We start from the raw sequence: 15,758 nt of genomic DNA on the forward strand, positions 1-15,758 counted from the left end.
TACCGCCAACGCTGCACGCTCCCAGTTGGCCGGAGCCGGTGAGGCATTGGCCTGGAGTTTTGAAGACCCGGTCACCAGCATCAAATCCGATGCCTTGCGTCACACCCTTCACGAAATTCATGAGCGCATCAAGATGTTCGTCTTGGTCAAAAACAAACACTGAGAACCGATATGGCTGACCACCTGACACCGACCACTGTTTTTAAATGCCTGGCTGACGACACTCGGGTCCGCACGATGATGCTCATCACCCGTGAAGGAGAGCTATGTGTTTGCGAGCTGACCTGCGCGTTGAAAGAGAGTCAGCCAAAAGTCTCCAGACACCTCGCGCAACTGCGCGGTTGCGGTTTGCTGTCGGACCGTCGACAAGGCCAATGGGTGTATTACCGACTGCATCCAAATCTCCCAGATTGGGTTCATCAAGTACTGACCACCGTGCTCGAAAGCAACAAGCACTGGTTGAGCCCTGATGCCAAACGCCTAGATGAGATGGGTGACCGTCCCGAGCGGGCACTCGCCTGCTGTGAAAGCTAGGTCGCCTGATTCCGCCTTCGACTACGAGATCGCTCGATGAAAATCCTGTTCCTCTGCACTGCCAATAGCTGCCGCAGCATCCTTTGTGAAGCAGTCTTCAATCACTTGGCACCGGAAGGCATGAAAGCCTACAGCGCGGGCAGTCAGCCCAAAGGTGAAGTGAATCCGCTGAGTCTCAAGACTTTGGAAAACGCTGGTATGTCGACGCTCGGGCTGTTCAGTAAGTCCAGCGATGTCCATGTGAATTTGGCACCTGATTTCGTCATCACGGTGTGCGACAAGGCTGCCGGTGAGGCCTGTCCGGTATTTTTCGGGCCAGCCACCAAAGCCCACTGGGGACTGGCTGACCCTTCGGAATACCACGGGACTCAAGAAGAAATCGAGGCGGCTTTTGAAGCCACCTTGGAGCAGATCAAAACCCGTATTGATGCTTTCCTGGCTTTACCGCTTTCTCAACTGAGTGCCGAACAGCTCAAGGCAGAGCTGGCCCTGATAGGCACGCTGTATCCGCAGGAGCAATGATCATGAGTAAAAGCCGCCTTTCCTTCCTGGACCGTTACCTGACCCTGTGGATTTTTCTAGCCATGGCCTTGGGCATCGGTTTGGGGAGTTTGTTCGAAGGCTGGCCACAGTGGCTCAACAGTCTTTCTGTGGGCACAACCAACATCCCCATCGCTATCGGATTGATCGTGATGATGTATCCGCCTTTGGCCAAGGTTCGTTATGAGGAACTGCCGGAAGTCTTCAAGGACAAGCGCATTCTCGTTTTGTCTTTGGTCCAGAACTGGGTCATCGGCCCGGTGTTGATGTTCGCACTGGCGATCATCTTCCTGCGGGACCAACCGGAATACATGACGGGTCTGATCCTGATCGGCTTGGCTCGTTGTATCGCGATGGTGCTGGTCTGGAATCAGATCGCGGGTGGCAACAATCAGTACGTCGCCGGGCTAGTAGCTTTCAACAGCATCTTCCAAATCCTGTTTTTCAGTCTGTACGCCTGGGTCTTTCTTGGGCTGTTGCCGCCGCTGTTCGGGTTGGAAGGCAGTGTGATTGAGACCAGCTTTGTCAGCATTGCCGAGTCGGTCCTGATCTACTTGGGTGTGCCGTTCCTGGCAGGCTTCCTGACCCGCAAGATCCTCATCGTCCGTAAAGGCGAAGTTTGGTTCCAGGAACGCTTCATTCCGAAGATCAGCCCACTGACGCTGGTAGCGCTGCTGTTGACCATCGTGGCCATGTTCAGCCTCAAGGGTGACGTGGTACTGCAATTGCCATTCGATGTGTTGCGTATCGCGACCCCTCTGACGATCTACTTCGTGGTGATGTTCTTCATCAGCTTCTGGATGGGCAAATTGCTTAAGGCTGACTATCCACGCATTACCGCACTGGCTTTCACCGCCGCGAGCAACAACTTCGAACTGGCGATTGCTGTGGCCATTGCCACCTTCGGCCTGGCTTCCCCGGTCGCCTTTGCCACGGTGATTGGCCCATTGGTGGAAGTGCCAGTGCTGATTTCCCTGGTCGGTGTTGCTCTCTGGTTGAAACGCCGCTGGTTCGATGAATCCAAGAGCGCCGTTGCGCAGGACAAAGACTATGTTTGATAACCCTATCCCCCAACTCGATACCGAACTGGTTGATCTCCCATCGACAGACAAACTCGGTATCGAAAAGATCTCCATCCACAAGCCGCGCATTTTGCTGCTGTACGGATCGACCCGTGAACGCTCCTTCAGTCGTCTGCTGGTAGAGGAAGCCGCTCGACTGCTGGAGCACTTCGGCGCCGAGGCGCGGGTTTTCAATCCGTCAGGTTTACCGCTGCCCGATGATGCTCCGGACGATCACCCACGCGTGAAGGAATTGCGCGAGCTGATGCTGTGGTCCGAAGGGCAGGTCTGGTGCTCTCCAGAACGTCACGGTTCCATGAGTGCAGTGTTCAAAGCGCAGATCGACTGGGTGCCACTGGCCATGGGCGCGGTACGCCCGACCCAGGGCAAAACTCTCGCCGTCATGCAGGTGTGCGGTGGCTCGCAGTCGTTCAACGTGGTCAATCAGCTGCGAGTGTTGGGACGTTGGATGCGCATGTTCACCATCCCCAACCAATCCTCCGTGCCGAAGGCCTATATGGAATTCGACGATAGCGGCCGGATGAAACCTTCTCCGTTCTACGACCGTGTCGTTGATGTAATGGAGGAGTTGGTGAAATTCACGCTGCTGCTTCGCGACCGTCAGGACTATCTGGTCGATCGTTATTCCGAGCGCAAAGAGTCGGCGGAAGAACTCATGAAACGTGTCAATCAGCGCTCCATCTGAGGATTTTTCACCGTGCAACAACACCCATACTCCGTACTTCCCTTGGCACAGTTCAATGGCCAATTGATCTTCACCCCGTGCCCAGGCACGAAGGGCACCCGACCGTTCGAGGCGCTGCAAACCCTCAAGGACGCGGGGGCATCGGCGTTGCGTCCGCAGCCTGCCCACATTGAATACATCGGCCAGTTCGACACCCAGTCGAACGCCCACTGACAACAGATATAGAGCACAACAACATGACTATCAAAGTTGGCATCAATGGTTTTGGTCGGATCGGTCGCCTCGCTCTGCGAGCAGCCTGGAGCTGGCCAGAGTTCGAGTTCGTGCAGATCAATGATCCAGCAGGTGACGCGGCGACTCATGCGCACCTGTTGAACTTCGACTCGGTGCATGGTCGTTGGAATTATCAGGCCGACTCCGAGGGCGACAGCATCGTCATCGACGGTAGACGAATCAAGGTGACGGCCAATAAGGTGATTGCCGACACTGATTGGTCGGGATGCGATCTGGTGATTGAAGCCAGCGGCAAGATGAAGACCGTCGCGGTGCTTCAGGCTTACCTCGACCAAGGCGTGAAGCGCGTAGTGGTCAGCGCCCCCGTGAAGGAAAAAGGCGCGCTGAACATTGTCATGGGCGTCAATCATCAGCTGTTCAATGCGGCGCAACATCGCATTGTCACGGCTGCCTCCTGCACCACCAATTGCCTGGCGCCAGTGGTGAAAGTGATCCACGAAAAACTGGGCATTCGTCACGGATCGATCACCACCATCCATGACCTGACCAACACTCAGAGCATCCTCGATCAGCCGCACAAGGATCTGCGCCGTGCGCGTGCTTCGGGGATGAGTTTGATTCCGACCAGCACCGGCTCGGCCACCGCCATCGCCGAAATTTTCCCGGAGCTGCGTGGGCGCCTGAATGGTCATGCGGTACGCGTGCCGCTGGCCAACGCTTCGCTGACTGACTGTGTCTTTGAGGTTGAGCGGGCCACCACTGTCGAGGAGGTGAATCAGTTCCTCAAGGACGCCTCCGAGAACGAGCTGAAAGACATTCTCGGTTTCGAGGAGCGTCCATTGGTGTCCATCGACTATCGAACCGATCCGCGTTCATCAATCATCGATGCGCTGTCGACCATGGTCATCAACGGCACCCAAGTCAAACTGTATGCCTGGTACGACAACGAGTGGGGCTATGCCAACCGCACCGTCGAACTGGCCAAAATGGTCGGTCTGGCAGTCTAAGGAGCGGTCATGAAAACGTTGTCAGCCCTCGCCCCGGAAGTGCGGCAGTACCTGCTCGTCACGGGCAACTACTGGGCCTTCACCCTCACCGATGGCGCTTTGCGCATGTTGGTGGTGCTGCACTTTCACGCGTTGGGCTACAGCCCGCTGCAAATCGCGGCGTTGTTTCTGTTCTACGAACTCTTTGGCGTGATCACCAACCTGGTGGGTGGCTACCTTGGCGCCCGGCTGGGTCTGAACCGAACCATGAACATCGGGCTGGGCATCCAGGTCGCGGCGCTGCTGATGCTGACCGTTCCTGTGGCTTGGCTAACCATCCCATGGGTGATGGGTGCTCAGGCGCTGTCGGGGATTGCCAAAGACCTGAACAAGATGAGTGCCAAAAGCTCCATCAAGCTTCTGGTTCCGGATGGGCAGCAGGGCAAGCTCTACCAGTGGGTGGCGATCCTCACCGGCTCGAAGAATGCACTGAAGGGTGTTGGCTTCTTTCTTGGCGGAGCCTTGCTGGCATTGATCGGCTTCAAAGGTGCATTGCTGGCCATGGCGGGTGTCCTGGCGCTGATCTGGATCAGCAGCTTGATCCTGTTGAAGAAGGACTTGGGCAAAGCGAAAGCCAAGCCCAGGTTTCGCGACATCCTGTCCAAGAGCCGGGCGATCAATATCCTCTCAGCGGCGCGGATGTTTCTGTTCGGCGCCCGCGATGTCTGGTTTGTGGTGGCCTTGCCGGTCTACCTCAGCAGCGTGTTTGGCTGGGACTTCTGGAAGGTTGGCGGCTTCCTTGCGGCCTGGGTGATTGGCTACGGTATCGTGCAGTCCTTCGCGCCCAACATCACCGGCAAGAAACGTGGACACGTACCGGATGGTCGTGCGGCATTTTTGTGGGCACTTGCACTGGCGGGTCTGCCTGCGGCAATTGCTCTCGGGCTGAGCACCGGGCTGTCACAACAGGTGGTGCTGTTGGGTGGATTGATGGTCTTTGGTGCGCTATTCGCGGTGAACTCGTCGCTGCACAGCTACTTGATCGTTTCCTATGCCAAGGAAGACGGCGTGTCGCTGGATGTGGGTTTTTATTACATGTCGAACGCCATGGGGCGACTGATCGGCACGGTGCTCTCCGGCTGGATTTATCAGGTGTATGGACTGGGCGCGTGCTTGTGGGTATCGAGCGCATTCGTACTACTCGCGGCACTGATTTCTATAGGGTTACCGAGGCATGCCGACCGTCATTCGATACAAGCCAATTGAGTGGGTCAGTCAGGAGGCTTTCCTTTCTAACCCAGACATTGCGAGTCGAGCCGCATAAGGAGCATCTAAAATGCTCTACGCCATGGGGCACGCGCGGACGTAGCAGTCATTCGCAAGGGGCCGGTACGGGTCGCATACGTGGAGTCCCCCGGCTACATTGAGGTTTAGACGTATAAGTCCGGTCAGCACACCGCCCGGCTTCCAGCCCGAGGCTAAGTTGTAGGGTCAACTCCCACGCATTAGTGCGGACATTATCCATGAAGTCTCAATGCAACTGTCCGTGTAAGACGGTGTGCCTTCTGATTGGAGCATTACAGATGCCATTCCAGATTCAGAAACGGCGTATTGGCCTCGGTGCCAGGTGTGTTGGCTGAGTTGTTACCGAACTTGTTCTTCCAGTATTCGTAACCCACCCCGGCAAAGAAGGTATCTTTCTTGCCGAAAGTGAGCTCGCCCACGTCCACCAGTAAAGTGGCGTGCACGAGCGTTTCGCTTACGGTGTCGTTACCGAAGCCGTCTTTGCCCTTGGGCGGGATGAAGTTGGCAAAGCCCTTGAACTTGAGCGGTGCTGAGCCGAGCTGGAATGGAATCTCCCAGGCGGTTTCCAGGTAGTACGTGTCGTTGAAGCGAATATCGTGCTCCTGGGCGAACGGCAAGCCATTGTGGTTGCGCTCGGAGCGGTACATCACACTGAAGTCCCAAAAACCTGTCACGTTGAAATTGATCGTCGGGCCGATGACGAGCATGCGTTTTGCCGGCGCGAAGGCAGTGTTTTTGGTGTTCCAGTCGACGCCACCCGAAAGTGACCAGTCCCGAACGGGTCCCCACTTGAAATCCTGGCCGGATATTTTATTCAGTGAAAGTTGATGGCGATATATCGCATACACCTCGGTAGCACCGTCGCCGCCGCCCTCGGCTGGATCGTCTTTATCGGAAAACAACACCTGCACGTCGAGGAAGTTGCTGCCGTATTTGTATCCGTCAACGTGAGTGAATTCAACGATGTGCTTGGCGATCGGGCCATCGATGCCCGGCTCAGCGAAGTGGGTGCCATACCAGTAACTGATTGAGTTATCGCTCCAGTCGGCAGCTTGCAATGAAGTGGCCGTCGTCAATAACAGAGTACTGATGGCAAAGGTCTGCCGAACGAGAAACGTGCGGTTCTGCATCTTTCATTTCCTTGAGTAGTCGTCCACTTCGGCATGAGGGACTTTTTTATAGGTGCCGAGAAACTGTCGCCGTTTGAAACCGGCTCAATCGACCGCTGCCGCTGCCTCCAACTTTTCACACACCAGCAAATCCACGTAATGAATCGGTTTGCTCCGATGCTTGAGCATCCCGCCGTGACGCAGATTCAACGCCGCCGTCATCTCCGCCAGAATCGAGAGCGCGACGCTTTCGGGCGCATCGCCGCCAAGGTCAAGGCCCATTGGGTAGTGCAGCTGTAGCAATGCATTCAGGGCAGGATTATGTTGGCGAATGTCGGTCAACAAGCGCTCGGTCCGCTCGCGGGGGCCGAGTTGGCCGATGTAGGCCGGTGCGCCTTGCAGCAATTGGCCGAGCCAGTGTCGGTCCTGGCGGTAGCTGTGAGTCATGACGGCCACCGCGGCCCCCTCGATCAACGGTCCGAGGACAATGGAGGCGTCGAGGTTCGCGACGATGACCGCATCGGCCTGCGGAAAGCGTTCAGGGCGGGCAAAGTGGCTGCGGCTGTCGATCACGCTGACGTGCCAGCCCAGCAGTTTGCTTATGCGCACCAGTGGCTGGGCGTCGTGGCCGGCGCCGAAGATCACCAGGCGCGGGGGCGGAGCCACGTATTCGAAGAACACTTCGACCTCTCCACGGGCATCGGTGTAGAGCCGCAGAGAGGATTTTTTCTCGGTGAGTGTTTTGCGCAGGTCTTTGCGGATGCTCCTGTCGAGTGCGCGATTGCGTAGCGCGGGGCTTGCGTGCGACACCACCCGATCACCGACCCGCACTGACGTGTGGCGAGACGTGGCAATGATGGTCGCCATGGCCGCAGGTTGCAGACTGTCACGCACCTGTCGCAACAGTTCGATGGCCAATGACGGGGTCTTCGCGCGCAGGCGTTCGAGCATGACGAAAACCGTGCCGTTGCAGCCGAGGCCGAAGGTCAGGGCGCTTTGGTCGTCGTCTTCATCTTCGGTCGCGCCGGTGCTGTAGCGGCGCACCACCGGCTCGCCGGAATCGGTCAGCCACCAGGCCTTTTTGGCCAAGTCCTGTTCCAGGCATCCGCCGCTGACGGTGCCGATGGTTCGGCCGTGGAGGGGGATGAGCATGCGTGCGCCAGGGCGGCGGTAGGCGGAACCTTCGACCTTGACCACGGTGGCGAGGACGGTTTCTTCGCCTTGCCGGGCGGAGGTTTCAATGGCTTGGAGGAGGTCGTTGAGGCCGGACATGGTGTGTTATCCCGAAGGTTGGTGCGCAACCTGTTGGAACCGGCAAACCAGCTCCAACAAGGGGTTGTGTTGGCGGTTGGATCAGTCGACGACATGCATCAACTGCTGCACCCCTTCCCACGCTTCAGCGCGCATGCGCTCCAGATCCAGCCCCGGAATCACGCCGTCGTCGACCACCAGCCGCCCCCCGACCATGCTGTACCGCACGGCAATCGGCTCACCCGCGACCACCGGCGCCAGCGCGATATCGTGGAAGCCGAAGAACCGTGGATGATCGAGGCCATAGATCACCAGATCCGCAGCCTGGCCAATTTCCAGCGTTCCGACCGAACCCAGCCCCAACACTTGCGCGCCGCCGGCCGAGCCCCAATGAATCACATCTTCGGCGGTGGTCGCTGAAGCCCCTTGTTCGGCCCGATGAATCAACCACGCCGTGTGCGCCTCACCGACCATACTTCCGGATTCGTTCGATGCCACGCCATCCACCCCAAGCGATATCGGCACCCCGGCCTCATACATTTGTGGTACCGGCGCGACGCCGCTGCCCAGCCGTGCGTTGCTCACCGGGCAATGAGAAATGCCGGTGCCGGTTTGCGCGAGCATGCGGATTTCCCCCGGCTGCAAATGCACCGCGTGGGCGAACCAGACGTCGGGGCCGAGCCATTCGTGTTCGGCGACGAATTCCACTGGGAGGCAGTTGTATTTCTCGCGACAAAAGTTGACGTAGTTCTGCGTCTCCGAAAGGTGCGTGTGCAAGCGCAATCCGAGGCCGCGAGCGGTGTGCGCAAGCTCGCGCAGCAAGGTGGGCGGCAGCGAGAACGTCGGCGTCGTCGGCGCCACCACCACTCGACGCATCGCATCCGGAGTGTCCTGGTGGTACAGCGATTTGAGCCGTTCGATGTCACCGACCATCTGCTCAAGCGTCTCCGGTTGCAGCGCCGTTTTCGAGAATCCCGGATGAGCGCTGGCGGACTCCAGTGCGCCGCCCCGGCACAACACAAAACGCATCCCAAACGCGTCAGCCGTGTCGAACAGCAGGTCGCCGGTCTCCGTTGTGCCGTTGGCGTGATAGAGGTAATGGTGATCGGCGCAGGTCGTTACCCCCGACAACAGCAACTCGGCCATGCCTAATCGCGCGGCGATCTGCGCCAGTTGTGGTGTAAAACGGTTGAGGCGCGGGTAGGGCACGCTGGCCAGCCAGCCTTGCAAGTCTTGATTCAAACCTTCGGGCACGGCTTTGAGCAGGTTCTGAAACAGGTGGTGGTGGGTGTTGATCCAGCCTGGGTAGACCACCGAGTGACGGGCATCAATCACCCGTTCGCCGGGTTGCGCCACCAGGTCCGTAGCCATTTCAGCGATGCGACCGTTGACGATGCGAATGTCCACGTTGCCCGCCCGGGCACGCGGGCCGCGCAAGCCGGTCATCACCGCCACCGGGTTTTTGATCAGGATGTTTTGAAGTTGAGTCATGTGCTTCTCCAGTCAGAGGCTGTGGGGCGCGGGCTTGGTTGCCTCGCTGTCGGGAACGCTGACGCCGTTGAGCGCGGCGTTGAGCAGCACCGACACCAGGCAGGCGATCACTACGCTGCTGTGCAGGAACGGCTGGGACCACTCGGGCATTTGCTTGAACAGGGCCGGCGCGAGCACCGGCACCAAGGCGGCGGCGATGGTGAAACCGACGATCAACACGTTGAAGCGGTTGCGCTCGTAATCGACTTTGGCCAGGGTCTGAATGCCCGCTGCGGCGACCACGCCGAACATGGCAATCCCGGCACCCCCGAGGGCGGCGGTCGGCATCGACGCGATGATCGCACCGGCCTTCGGTATCAATGCCACGGAGCACATGAGCAACCCGCTGACAGCCACCACCCAGCGGCTGCGCACGCCGGTCAAAATCACCAGCCCGACGTTCTCCATGAAGGCAATGAACGGAAACGCGGCGAACATCCCGGCGATGGTGCTTGCCAGTCCGTTAGCCCGCAGGCCGTTGATCACTTGTTTCTCTCCCACCGGTTTGTCGACGATGTCGCCGATGGCCACGAACAACCCCATGGACTCGACCATCTGCACGATCATCACCACCACCATGGTGGCGATCGGAATCAGGCTAAACGTCGGCATACCGAAGTAGAACGGGTAGGGCACAGTGAGCCAGGGCGATTCCTGCACGCTGTGAAAACTGCCCATGCCCAGACCGTAAGCCAGTCCCGCACCCACGAGCATCCCGATCAGCACCGCCATGTTGCGCAGCATCGGGCTGCCATAACGATTGACCAACAGGATGGTCGCCAGCACCACGGCGGCGACGGCGAGGTAGGCCGGGGCGCCGAAATTACTGGCGTTGCGGCCGCCGCCAACCCACTCATAGGCAATCGGGAACAGCTGCAAACCGATCACCGTGACAATGCAGCCGGTGACCACCGGCGGAAAGTACCGGCGCAATCGGCCCACGAACGGCGCGACGAGCATCGTAAAGATCCCCGCGCCGATCACCGCCCCGCAGACCCCGGCGAACCCCACCTCCGGGTTGGTGCCGATGGCGATGACCGGGCCGACACTGCTGAACGCCACGCCCTGCAAGATCGGCAAACGCACGCCGAATTTCCAGAAGCCGACGGTTTGTAAAAGCGTGGCGATGCCGGAGCAGAACAGCGTGGTGCTAATCAGCACCACGGTGTCGGCCTGGGACATTTTCAGGGCGCTGGCGACAATCAACGGCACGGCGATGGCGCCGATGTATGAGACGGCCATGTGTTGCAGGCCAAGGGTGAGCATTTGGCGGACCGGTAGAATCTGGTCGACCGGGTGGACGGTGGAAGGGGTAGTGGCTGACGACATGGAGAATCACCTCTTGCTGTTTTTATGTTGTAGAGAGGGGTATTCGTTCTGTGTGCCCGGAGCCGCCATCCACCGGCTCCGATGCCGTTCTTTCAGCCTGCCAGGCAGGCGGCAAAGCCTTGGTTCAACGCAGCGCGGTCCAGGTCGCGGCCGATGAACACAATCTTGCTGGAGCGTGGTTCCGTGCCCCATGGGGTGGAGGCACGGAACTCGACCAGGCTGTGAACGCCCTGCAGCACGTAACGCTGATCCTGATCCGCGACGGCCAGCACACCTTTCATGCGGTAGAGGTTGTCGGCCTGCTCATTGCGCAACTCGCTGATCCACTGGTGGAAGGCGAGCAGATTCACGGCGCCGTCCACGGCGATACCGACTGACGACACGCTCGGATCATGAGCATGATCCAAATCATGGTGGTGTTCGTCGGCGTGGTGATCGTGCTCAGAGCCGATTTCCATCAGCTTCTGCGTCGACTCGAACGCACCGATGCCGAGAATCTTCGACAGGTCGATCTCGGCGTAGCTGGAGGTCACCAGATCCGCCGTGGCGTTTAACCCACGAATCTTGCCGCGCAGCGCTGCCACGTCGTCCTCGCTCACCAGATCGACCTTATTGATCACAATGCGGTCGGCGCAGACGATCTGATCTACTGCCTGGTTGTCCACGCCATCCAGCTGCAAATCCTCCAGATGCTGGGCGATGTGCTTGGCGTCGACCATGGTCACGATGGCGTCCAGTTCCACTTCATCTGCAATCGGGTCGTTGATAAAGAAGCTCTGCGCCACCGGGTACGGATCGGCCAAACCACTGGTCTCGATCAAGATGTGATCCAGCCGCACCGGGCGCGCCACCAGTTCGCGGACGATGCGCACCAGGTCCTCGCGAACCTCGGCGGTGCAGCACACGCAGCCGTTGACCATCTCGTAGATTTCTTCGGTCTCGGAGCTGAGCACCAAGTCGCCGTCGATGCCGACTTCGCCGAATTCGTTTTCGATCACGGCGATCTTGCGGCCGTGGTTTTCCTTGAGGATGTAGTTGAGCAGGGTGGTTTTACCGGCGCCGAGGAAGCCTGTGAGGATGGTCACCGGGATCTTGCGGTTCGGGGTCGGGGCGTTGAATGGGCTGTTCATGCGAGCTCCTTCGTTGTTGCGAAATGGCCGGTGGTCGATGTGCCGGGTTCACCCCAGCGCAGCGCGGTCCCGGCGTCGAGGCCGAACAGGTCGAGGACACGGCCAAGGCTGTGATCGACCATTTGCAAAAGGTTTTGCGGGCGGGCGTAAAAGGCCGGCACCGGCGGGGCGATGATCCCGCCCATCTCGGTGACGGCGGTCATGTTTCGCAGATGGGCCAGGGTCAGCGGCGTTTCCCGGGCCATCAACACCAAGGTGCGGCGCTCCTTGAGGGTCACGTCGGCGGCGCGGCCGATCAGCCCCGATGAAGTGCCGGTGGCGATCTCCGCCAGGGTGCGCATGGAGCAAGGCGCGACCACCATGCCCAGGCAGCGGAACGAACCGCTGGCGATCCCGGCAGCCACGTCGTCGGCGCGGTGGTAATGGCTGGCGAGGGCGGTGACGTCCGCCAGTTTGTAGTCGGTTTCATGGGCCATGGTCAGCAGCGCGGCGCGGCTGATGATCAGGTGGCTTTCGATGTCCAGCTCAGCCAGCAGCTCCAGCAAGCGCACGCCGTAAATGAAGCCGGACGCGCCGCTGATGCCGACCACCATCCGCTGGCGGTTCACGATTGATAGCTCATGAGCAGATTGCGCGCACGCTCGACCACGTCCTGATCCAGCTGCGCCTTGATCCCGTCGAAGCCTGAACCGCGTGTTGCGTCCAGGCCCATTCGCGAGGTGGTGCCGTTGACCGAGGACGATGGGTCCAGCGGGCTGCCGGGCAAACCGTCGATGACGAAAATATCCTGATGCGGCTGAAAGTGCGTGGCCAATGCCCACAGCACCTGGCTGTCGTCGCTGATGTCAATGTCACTGTCCACCGCGATCACGGTTTTCAGGTACGGGTCCCAGCCGAGCAGGGCGAGCATGATCTGCCGGGCCTCGCCGTCGCGGCTTTGATCCAGCGCCACGTAGCAATGAAAGTGCGTGCCGGAGTTGGGGTAGTGCACGGCGGTGACGGCGGGGAAGCGTGCCTTGAGTTTCTCGCTCATTTCCGCTTCCCGTGGCAGGCGCGCCAGGGTCAGGTGTTCGGCGTACCGTCCGCCGACCACGTCCACCAGCCAAGCGTCCTTGCGCCGCATGAGGGTGTCGACCCGCAGCACGTTATTGGTTGAACGGTCTGAGGAATAGCCGCTGAACTCGCCGAACGGACCTTCCTCGGCATAGGCCGCCGGATCGATGGCGCCTTCCAGTACATACTCGGCATAGGCCGGTACGCCGATGCCATAAAGCGGGGTCTTGACCAGTTCCAATGGGGCACCAAACAGGCCACCTGCCACTGCGCGTTCATCGCTGCCGAACGGCAAACGTGCTGCTGCGGCAAGCATAAACAGCGGATGGGCGCCGACCACCATGGCCACGCGCAATTCTTCACCGCGCTCGCGAGCGGTTTGCAGCATGCGCCACAAGTGACCGCGCGAATGCAGGCTGGTGGCGAGGGTCTGCCGGGCATGGCGCATTGAGCGGTGATAGCTCATGTTGGCAATTCCGGTGACCGGGTCTTCGGCGATGATGATCGCGTTGGTAATGTACGGGCCACGGTCACTGTCGAAGTGCTTGAGCATCGGCAACAGCGCCAGGTCCACGGCTTCGCCTTCAAAGATCTCGTCCAGTACCGGACCGGTTTCGACGTAACGGGGCGCGATCGGATGATTGGCGCGGGCCTGGAAGGTTTCGTGCAGCTGCGCCGGAGTGACACCGAAGATCCGCGCGATGCGGGTCCGGGAGGCGAACACATTGGTGGCCACTGGCACCCCGAGTTGGCCGACCTTTTCGCAGATCAGCAGCGGGTCACGGCCCTGGGTGGCCAGGGCATCGACCAGGGCGGTGACGTCCTGATCGGCGGAAAGTTTTTCGTGAACGGTCAACACATCGTCCGGGTACTGCCGGCGATAGGCGTCGATAAAATCGTGAAAATCCTGGGTATCGCCGAGCGTAGAGAGGGTCATGGTTTCACCTCGTAAAAAGCAGGCGCGCAGGGCTGAGGGCGACGTTCGATCGACAAACCGTTGGCCTGCCGGTCGATCGAATGCCGGGTCATCTGTACGCCTGTAAAGTCGCTGTGCTCTGGTTTTAAAACGCTTAGAGGTAGGTCGTGGTCAGGCGAATGTCCGCCTCGATCAGGTCCTTGGGGGGCGGTGTCGGTTCGATACCGCACAACCGGGCGATGTTGTTGCCCAGGTAATCCTCAAGGTGATCTTCATCGATCCCCAAGCCCTGCGGTGCCGGCGAACACAGGACTTCGAGTTCGCGCAACCACATGCCCGGTTCGTTCGGCGGCGAGTCCGTGCCGAAGACGATCTTGTTGCGCGGCAGCTCCTTGGCGAACTCGACGATCCGCGACTGGAAGCACCAGCCGGATTCGCAGTACACGTTCGGCGTGTCCATGGCCATCCAGAACGCTTCGAACGAGTAGTTGCCGCCGGTCTGGATGCCGAAGTGACCGATGATGAAGTTGACCATCGGGAATTCGCGGATGATCGGGTAGAACATCGTCGGGATGGTGTACGGACCGTCACCCGTGTGGATCAGCACCACGATGTTGTACTTGGCGCAGACTTTCATCGCCGGCCGCAGCCAGTCCAGTGCTCGGTCGGGACGATAGCCGTGCATGTTGGCGTGCAGCTTGAGCATCTTGAAACCGTATTCCTTGATATGAAACTCCAGCTCTGCCGCACCGTTTTCCGGTCCCCAGCGCGGGTTGAAGTTGAAGTTGCCAATGAACCGATCCGGGTACTTCATGCACAGCTCGGCGATGTACGACATGTAGTCGCGCACGCCTTCGCGGCCCCGCCGGTTGCCGTCGCGATAACCGGTGTTGCCCGGTGGCGGCTGGATGAAGCCCATGTCGATTCGGCGCGGTTTGCCGTTGATCATGTACGGGCCGTCCATCAGCTTGAGCATGCGCTCGCCGGTAAACGGTTCGCCGGTGTGGCGCCAGGCCTCGTCGACCAGGTTGGTGGGGTGCAGATGGGTATCGATAATCATCGGTTCAACTCCTGGCCAGTTGGGTAGTGACAGGGCGCTTCAACTGCGCCTCGGCTTCGGACACGGAACGTGGCGGCGGGGTCGGTTCGAGGCCGATCATCCGTGCGGTGTTGTTGCCCAGGTATTCTTCGAGGGTGTCCTCGTCGAGGTTCAGGCCTTGGGGCGGCTCATGGCAGAGCACTTCCAGCAGGCGCAGCCACATGCCCGGTTCGTTTGGCGGGGTGTCGGTGCCGAACAGGATCTTGTGGGTCGGCAGGACCTTGGCGAATTCGACGATTCGCGATTGCAGGCACCAGCCCGATTCGCAGTAAACGTTGGGCAATTCCATCGCCCATTGCATCGGTTCAAACACGTAGACGCCGCCGGTCTGCACCCCGAAGTGCGCCATGATGAAATCGACGTTGGGGAATTCCTTGATCATCGGCACCCATTCCGACGGGATGCTGTAAGGCCCGTCGCCGGTGTGAAGCTTGACCGGGATGCCCAGCTCGGCACATTTCTCGAAGGCCGGGCGGACCCAGTCCAGCGCACGGTCCGGGCGATAGGCGTGCATATTGGCCTGCATCTGGACCATCTTGAAGCCGTGTTCCTTGACGTAACGCTCAATCGCCTCGACACCGTTTTCCACGCCGCAGCGCGGGTTGTAAACGAAGCAGCCAATGAAGCGATCCGGGTACGTCTGGACCATCTTCAGCGTGTAAGCCATGTAGGCGTCGATGGACTCGCGTCCGGTGAGGTCGCCGTCGGTCCAGGTGTAAATGGTGTTGCCTTGGGGCGGCTGGATGAAGGCTTTGTCGATGCGGCGAGGTTTGCCGTTGACCATGTACGGGCCATCCATCATCTCCAGCAGACGCTCGCCGGTGAACGGGTCACCGTCATGCCTCCAGGCGAGGTCCACCAGGTCGGTGGGATAGCAACTGATATCGATGATCATTGAAGTCGATCTCCTGATAGCGGGGAAGGGAACCTTGCGGTTCGCAGCAGCCACGTCCCGGGTAATCGGCCATTTCTATG

The 15,758-nt window shown here is 59.6% G+C and carries 16 protein-coding genes and 1 pseudogene; 8 read left to right on the forward strand and 9 right to left on the reverse strand.

Annotated elements, in window-relative coordinates:
* Positions 1-22: 22 nt before the first annotated feature.
* From ACYZT0_RS10535 to arsJ, 8 genes and pseudogenes are all read left to right on the forward strand, one after another.
* A pseudogene (locus tag ACYZT0_RS10535) lies at positions 23-163 on the forward strand (arsenate reductase ArsC); the annotation flags it as partial.
* A gap of 8 nt (positions 164-171) precedes the next feature.
* Complete coding sequence (locus tag ACYZT0_RS10540; RefSeq protein ID WP_462045774.1) at positions 172-534, forward strand: metalloregulator ArsR/SmtB family transcription factor; 363 nt, start codon at positions 172-174, stop codon at positions 532-534.
* A gap of 36 nt (positions 535-570) precedes the next feature.
* On the forward strand, positions 571-1,056 hold the full coding sequence (locus tag ACYZT0_RS10545; protein ID WP_462045775.1) for an arsenate reductase ArsC: 486 nt from the start codon (positions 571-573) through the stop codon (positions 1,054-1,056).
* Between the two features lie 2 nt (positions 1,057-1,058).
* Complete coding sequence (gene arsB / locus ACYZT0_RS10550; RefSeq protein ID WP_462045776.1) at positions 1,059-2,132, forward strand: ACR3 family arsenite efflux transporter; 1,074 nt, start codon at positions 1,059-1,061, stop codon at positions 2,130-2,132.
* Complete coding sequence (gene arsH, locus ACYZT0_RS10555; protein WP_462045777.1) at positions 2,125-2,841, forward strand: arsenical resistance protein ArsH; 717 nt, start codon at positions 2,125-2,127, stop codon at positions 2,839-2,841. The genes arsB and arsH overlap by 8 nt, the downstream gene beginning before the upstream one ends.
* A gap of 12 nt (positions 2,842-2,853) precedes the next feature.
* On the forward strand, positions 2,854-3,054 hold the full coding sequence (locus tag ACYZT0_RS10560; RefSeq protein ID WP_462045778.1) for a protein phosphatase: 201 nt from the start codon (positions 2,854-2,856) through the stop codon (positions 3,052-3,054).
* Positions 3,055-3,077: 23 nt separating this feature from the next.
* The gene (locus tag ACYZT0_RS10565) at positions 3,078-4,082 is read left to right on the forward strand and encodes an ArsJ-associated glyceraldehyde-3-phosphate dehydrogenase (protein ID WP_462045779.1); all 1,005 of its coding nucleotides are present in this window, start codon (positions 3,078-3,080) and stop codon (positions 4,080-4,082) included.
* 9 nt (positions 4,083-4,091) lie between these two features.
* A complete protein-coding gene (gene arsJ, locus ACYZT0_RS10570; RefSeq protein WP_462045780.1) occupies positions 4,092-5,327 on the forward strand; it encodes an organoarsenical effux MFS transporter ArsJ in 1,236 nt (411 codons plus the stop codon).
* Between the two features lie 311 nt (positions 5,328-5,638).
* Here the strand turns inward: arsJ and ACYZT0_RS10575 are convergent, their stop codons facing one another.
* From ACYZT0_RS10575 to ACYZT0_RS10615, 9 genes are all read right to left on the reverse strand, one after another.
* Positions 5,639-6,496: a hypothetical protein gene (locus ACYZT0_RS10575; RefSeq protein WP_462045781.1), complete on the reverse strand. Its 858-nt coding sequence runs from the start codon at positions 6,494-6,496 to the stop codon at positions 5,639-5,641.
* 84 nt (positions 6,497-6,580) lie between these two features.
* Positions 6,581-7,747 carry an XdhC family protein gene (locus ACYZT0_RS10580; protein ID WP_462045782.1) on the reverse strand — a complete coding sequence of 389 codons (1,167 nt, stop codon included), beginning with the start codon at positions 7,745-7,747 and terminating at the stop codon, positions 6,581-6,583.
* 81 nt (positions 7,748-7,828) lie between these two features.
* Complete coding sequence (locus ACYZT0_RS10585) at positions 7,829-9,217, reverse strand: amidohydrolase family protein (protein ID WP_462037843.1); 1,389 nt, start codon at positions 9,215-9,217, stop codon at positions 7,829-7,831.
* A gap of 12 nt (positions 9,218-9,229) precedes the next feature.
* The gene (locus ACYZT0_RS10590; RefSeq protein WP_462045783.1) at positions 9,230-10,585 is read right to left on the reverse strand and encodes a nucleobase:cation symporter-2 family protein; all 1,356 of its coding nucleotides are present in this window, start codon (positions 10,583-10,585) and stop codon (positions 9,230-9,232) included.
* Positions 10,586-10,677: 92 nt separating this feature from the next.
* Positions 10,678-11,715, reverse strand: coding sequence for a CobW family GTP-binding protein (locus tag ACYZT0_RS10595; RefSeq protein WP_462045784.1), 1,038 nt, complete (start codon positions 11,713-11,715; stop codon positions 10,678-10,680).
* Positions 11,712-12,308 (reverse strand): UbiX family flavin prenyltransferase, encoded by a 597-nt coding sequence (locus tag ACYZT0_RS10600; protein WP_462046542.1) that lies wholly within the window; start codon positions 12,306-12,308, stop codon positions 11,712-11,714. The genes ACYZT0_RS10595 and ACYZT0_RS10600 overlap by 4 nt, the downstream gene beginning before the upstream one ends.
* An 11-nt stretch (positions 12,309-12,319) precedes the next feature.
* Positions 12,320-13,705, reverse strand: coding sequence for a UbiD family decarboxylase (locus ACYZT0_RS10605; protein ID WP_462045785.1), 1,386 nt, complete (start codon positions 13,703-13,705; stop codon positions 12,320-12,322).
* A 133-nt stretch (positions 13,706-13,838) separates the two neighbouring features.
* Complete coding sequence (locus ACYZT0_RS10610) at positions 13,839-14,744, reverse strand: amidohydrolase family protein (RefSeq protein ID WP_134418495.1); 906 nt, start codon at positions 14,742-14,744, stop codon at positions 13,839-13,841.
* A 4-nt stretch (positions 14,745-14,748) separates the two neighbouring features.
* A complete protein-coding gene (locus ACYZT0_RS10615) occupies positions 14,749-15,678 on the reverse strand; it encodes an amidohydrolase family protein (protein WP_090183042.1) in 930 nt (309 codons plus the stop codon).
* Positions 15,679-15,758 lie beyond the last annotated feature (80 nt).

This window comes from Pseudomonas sp. ZS1P83, from assembly GCF_054897825.1.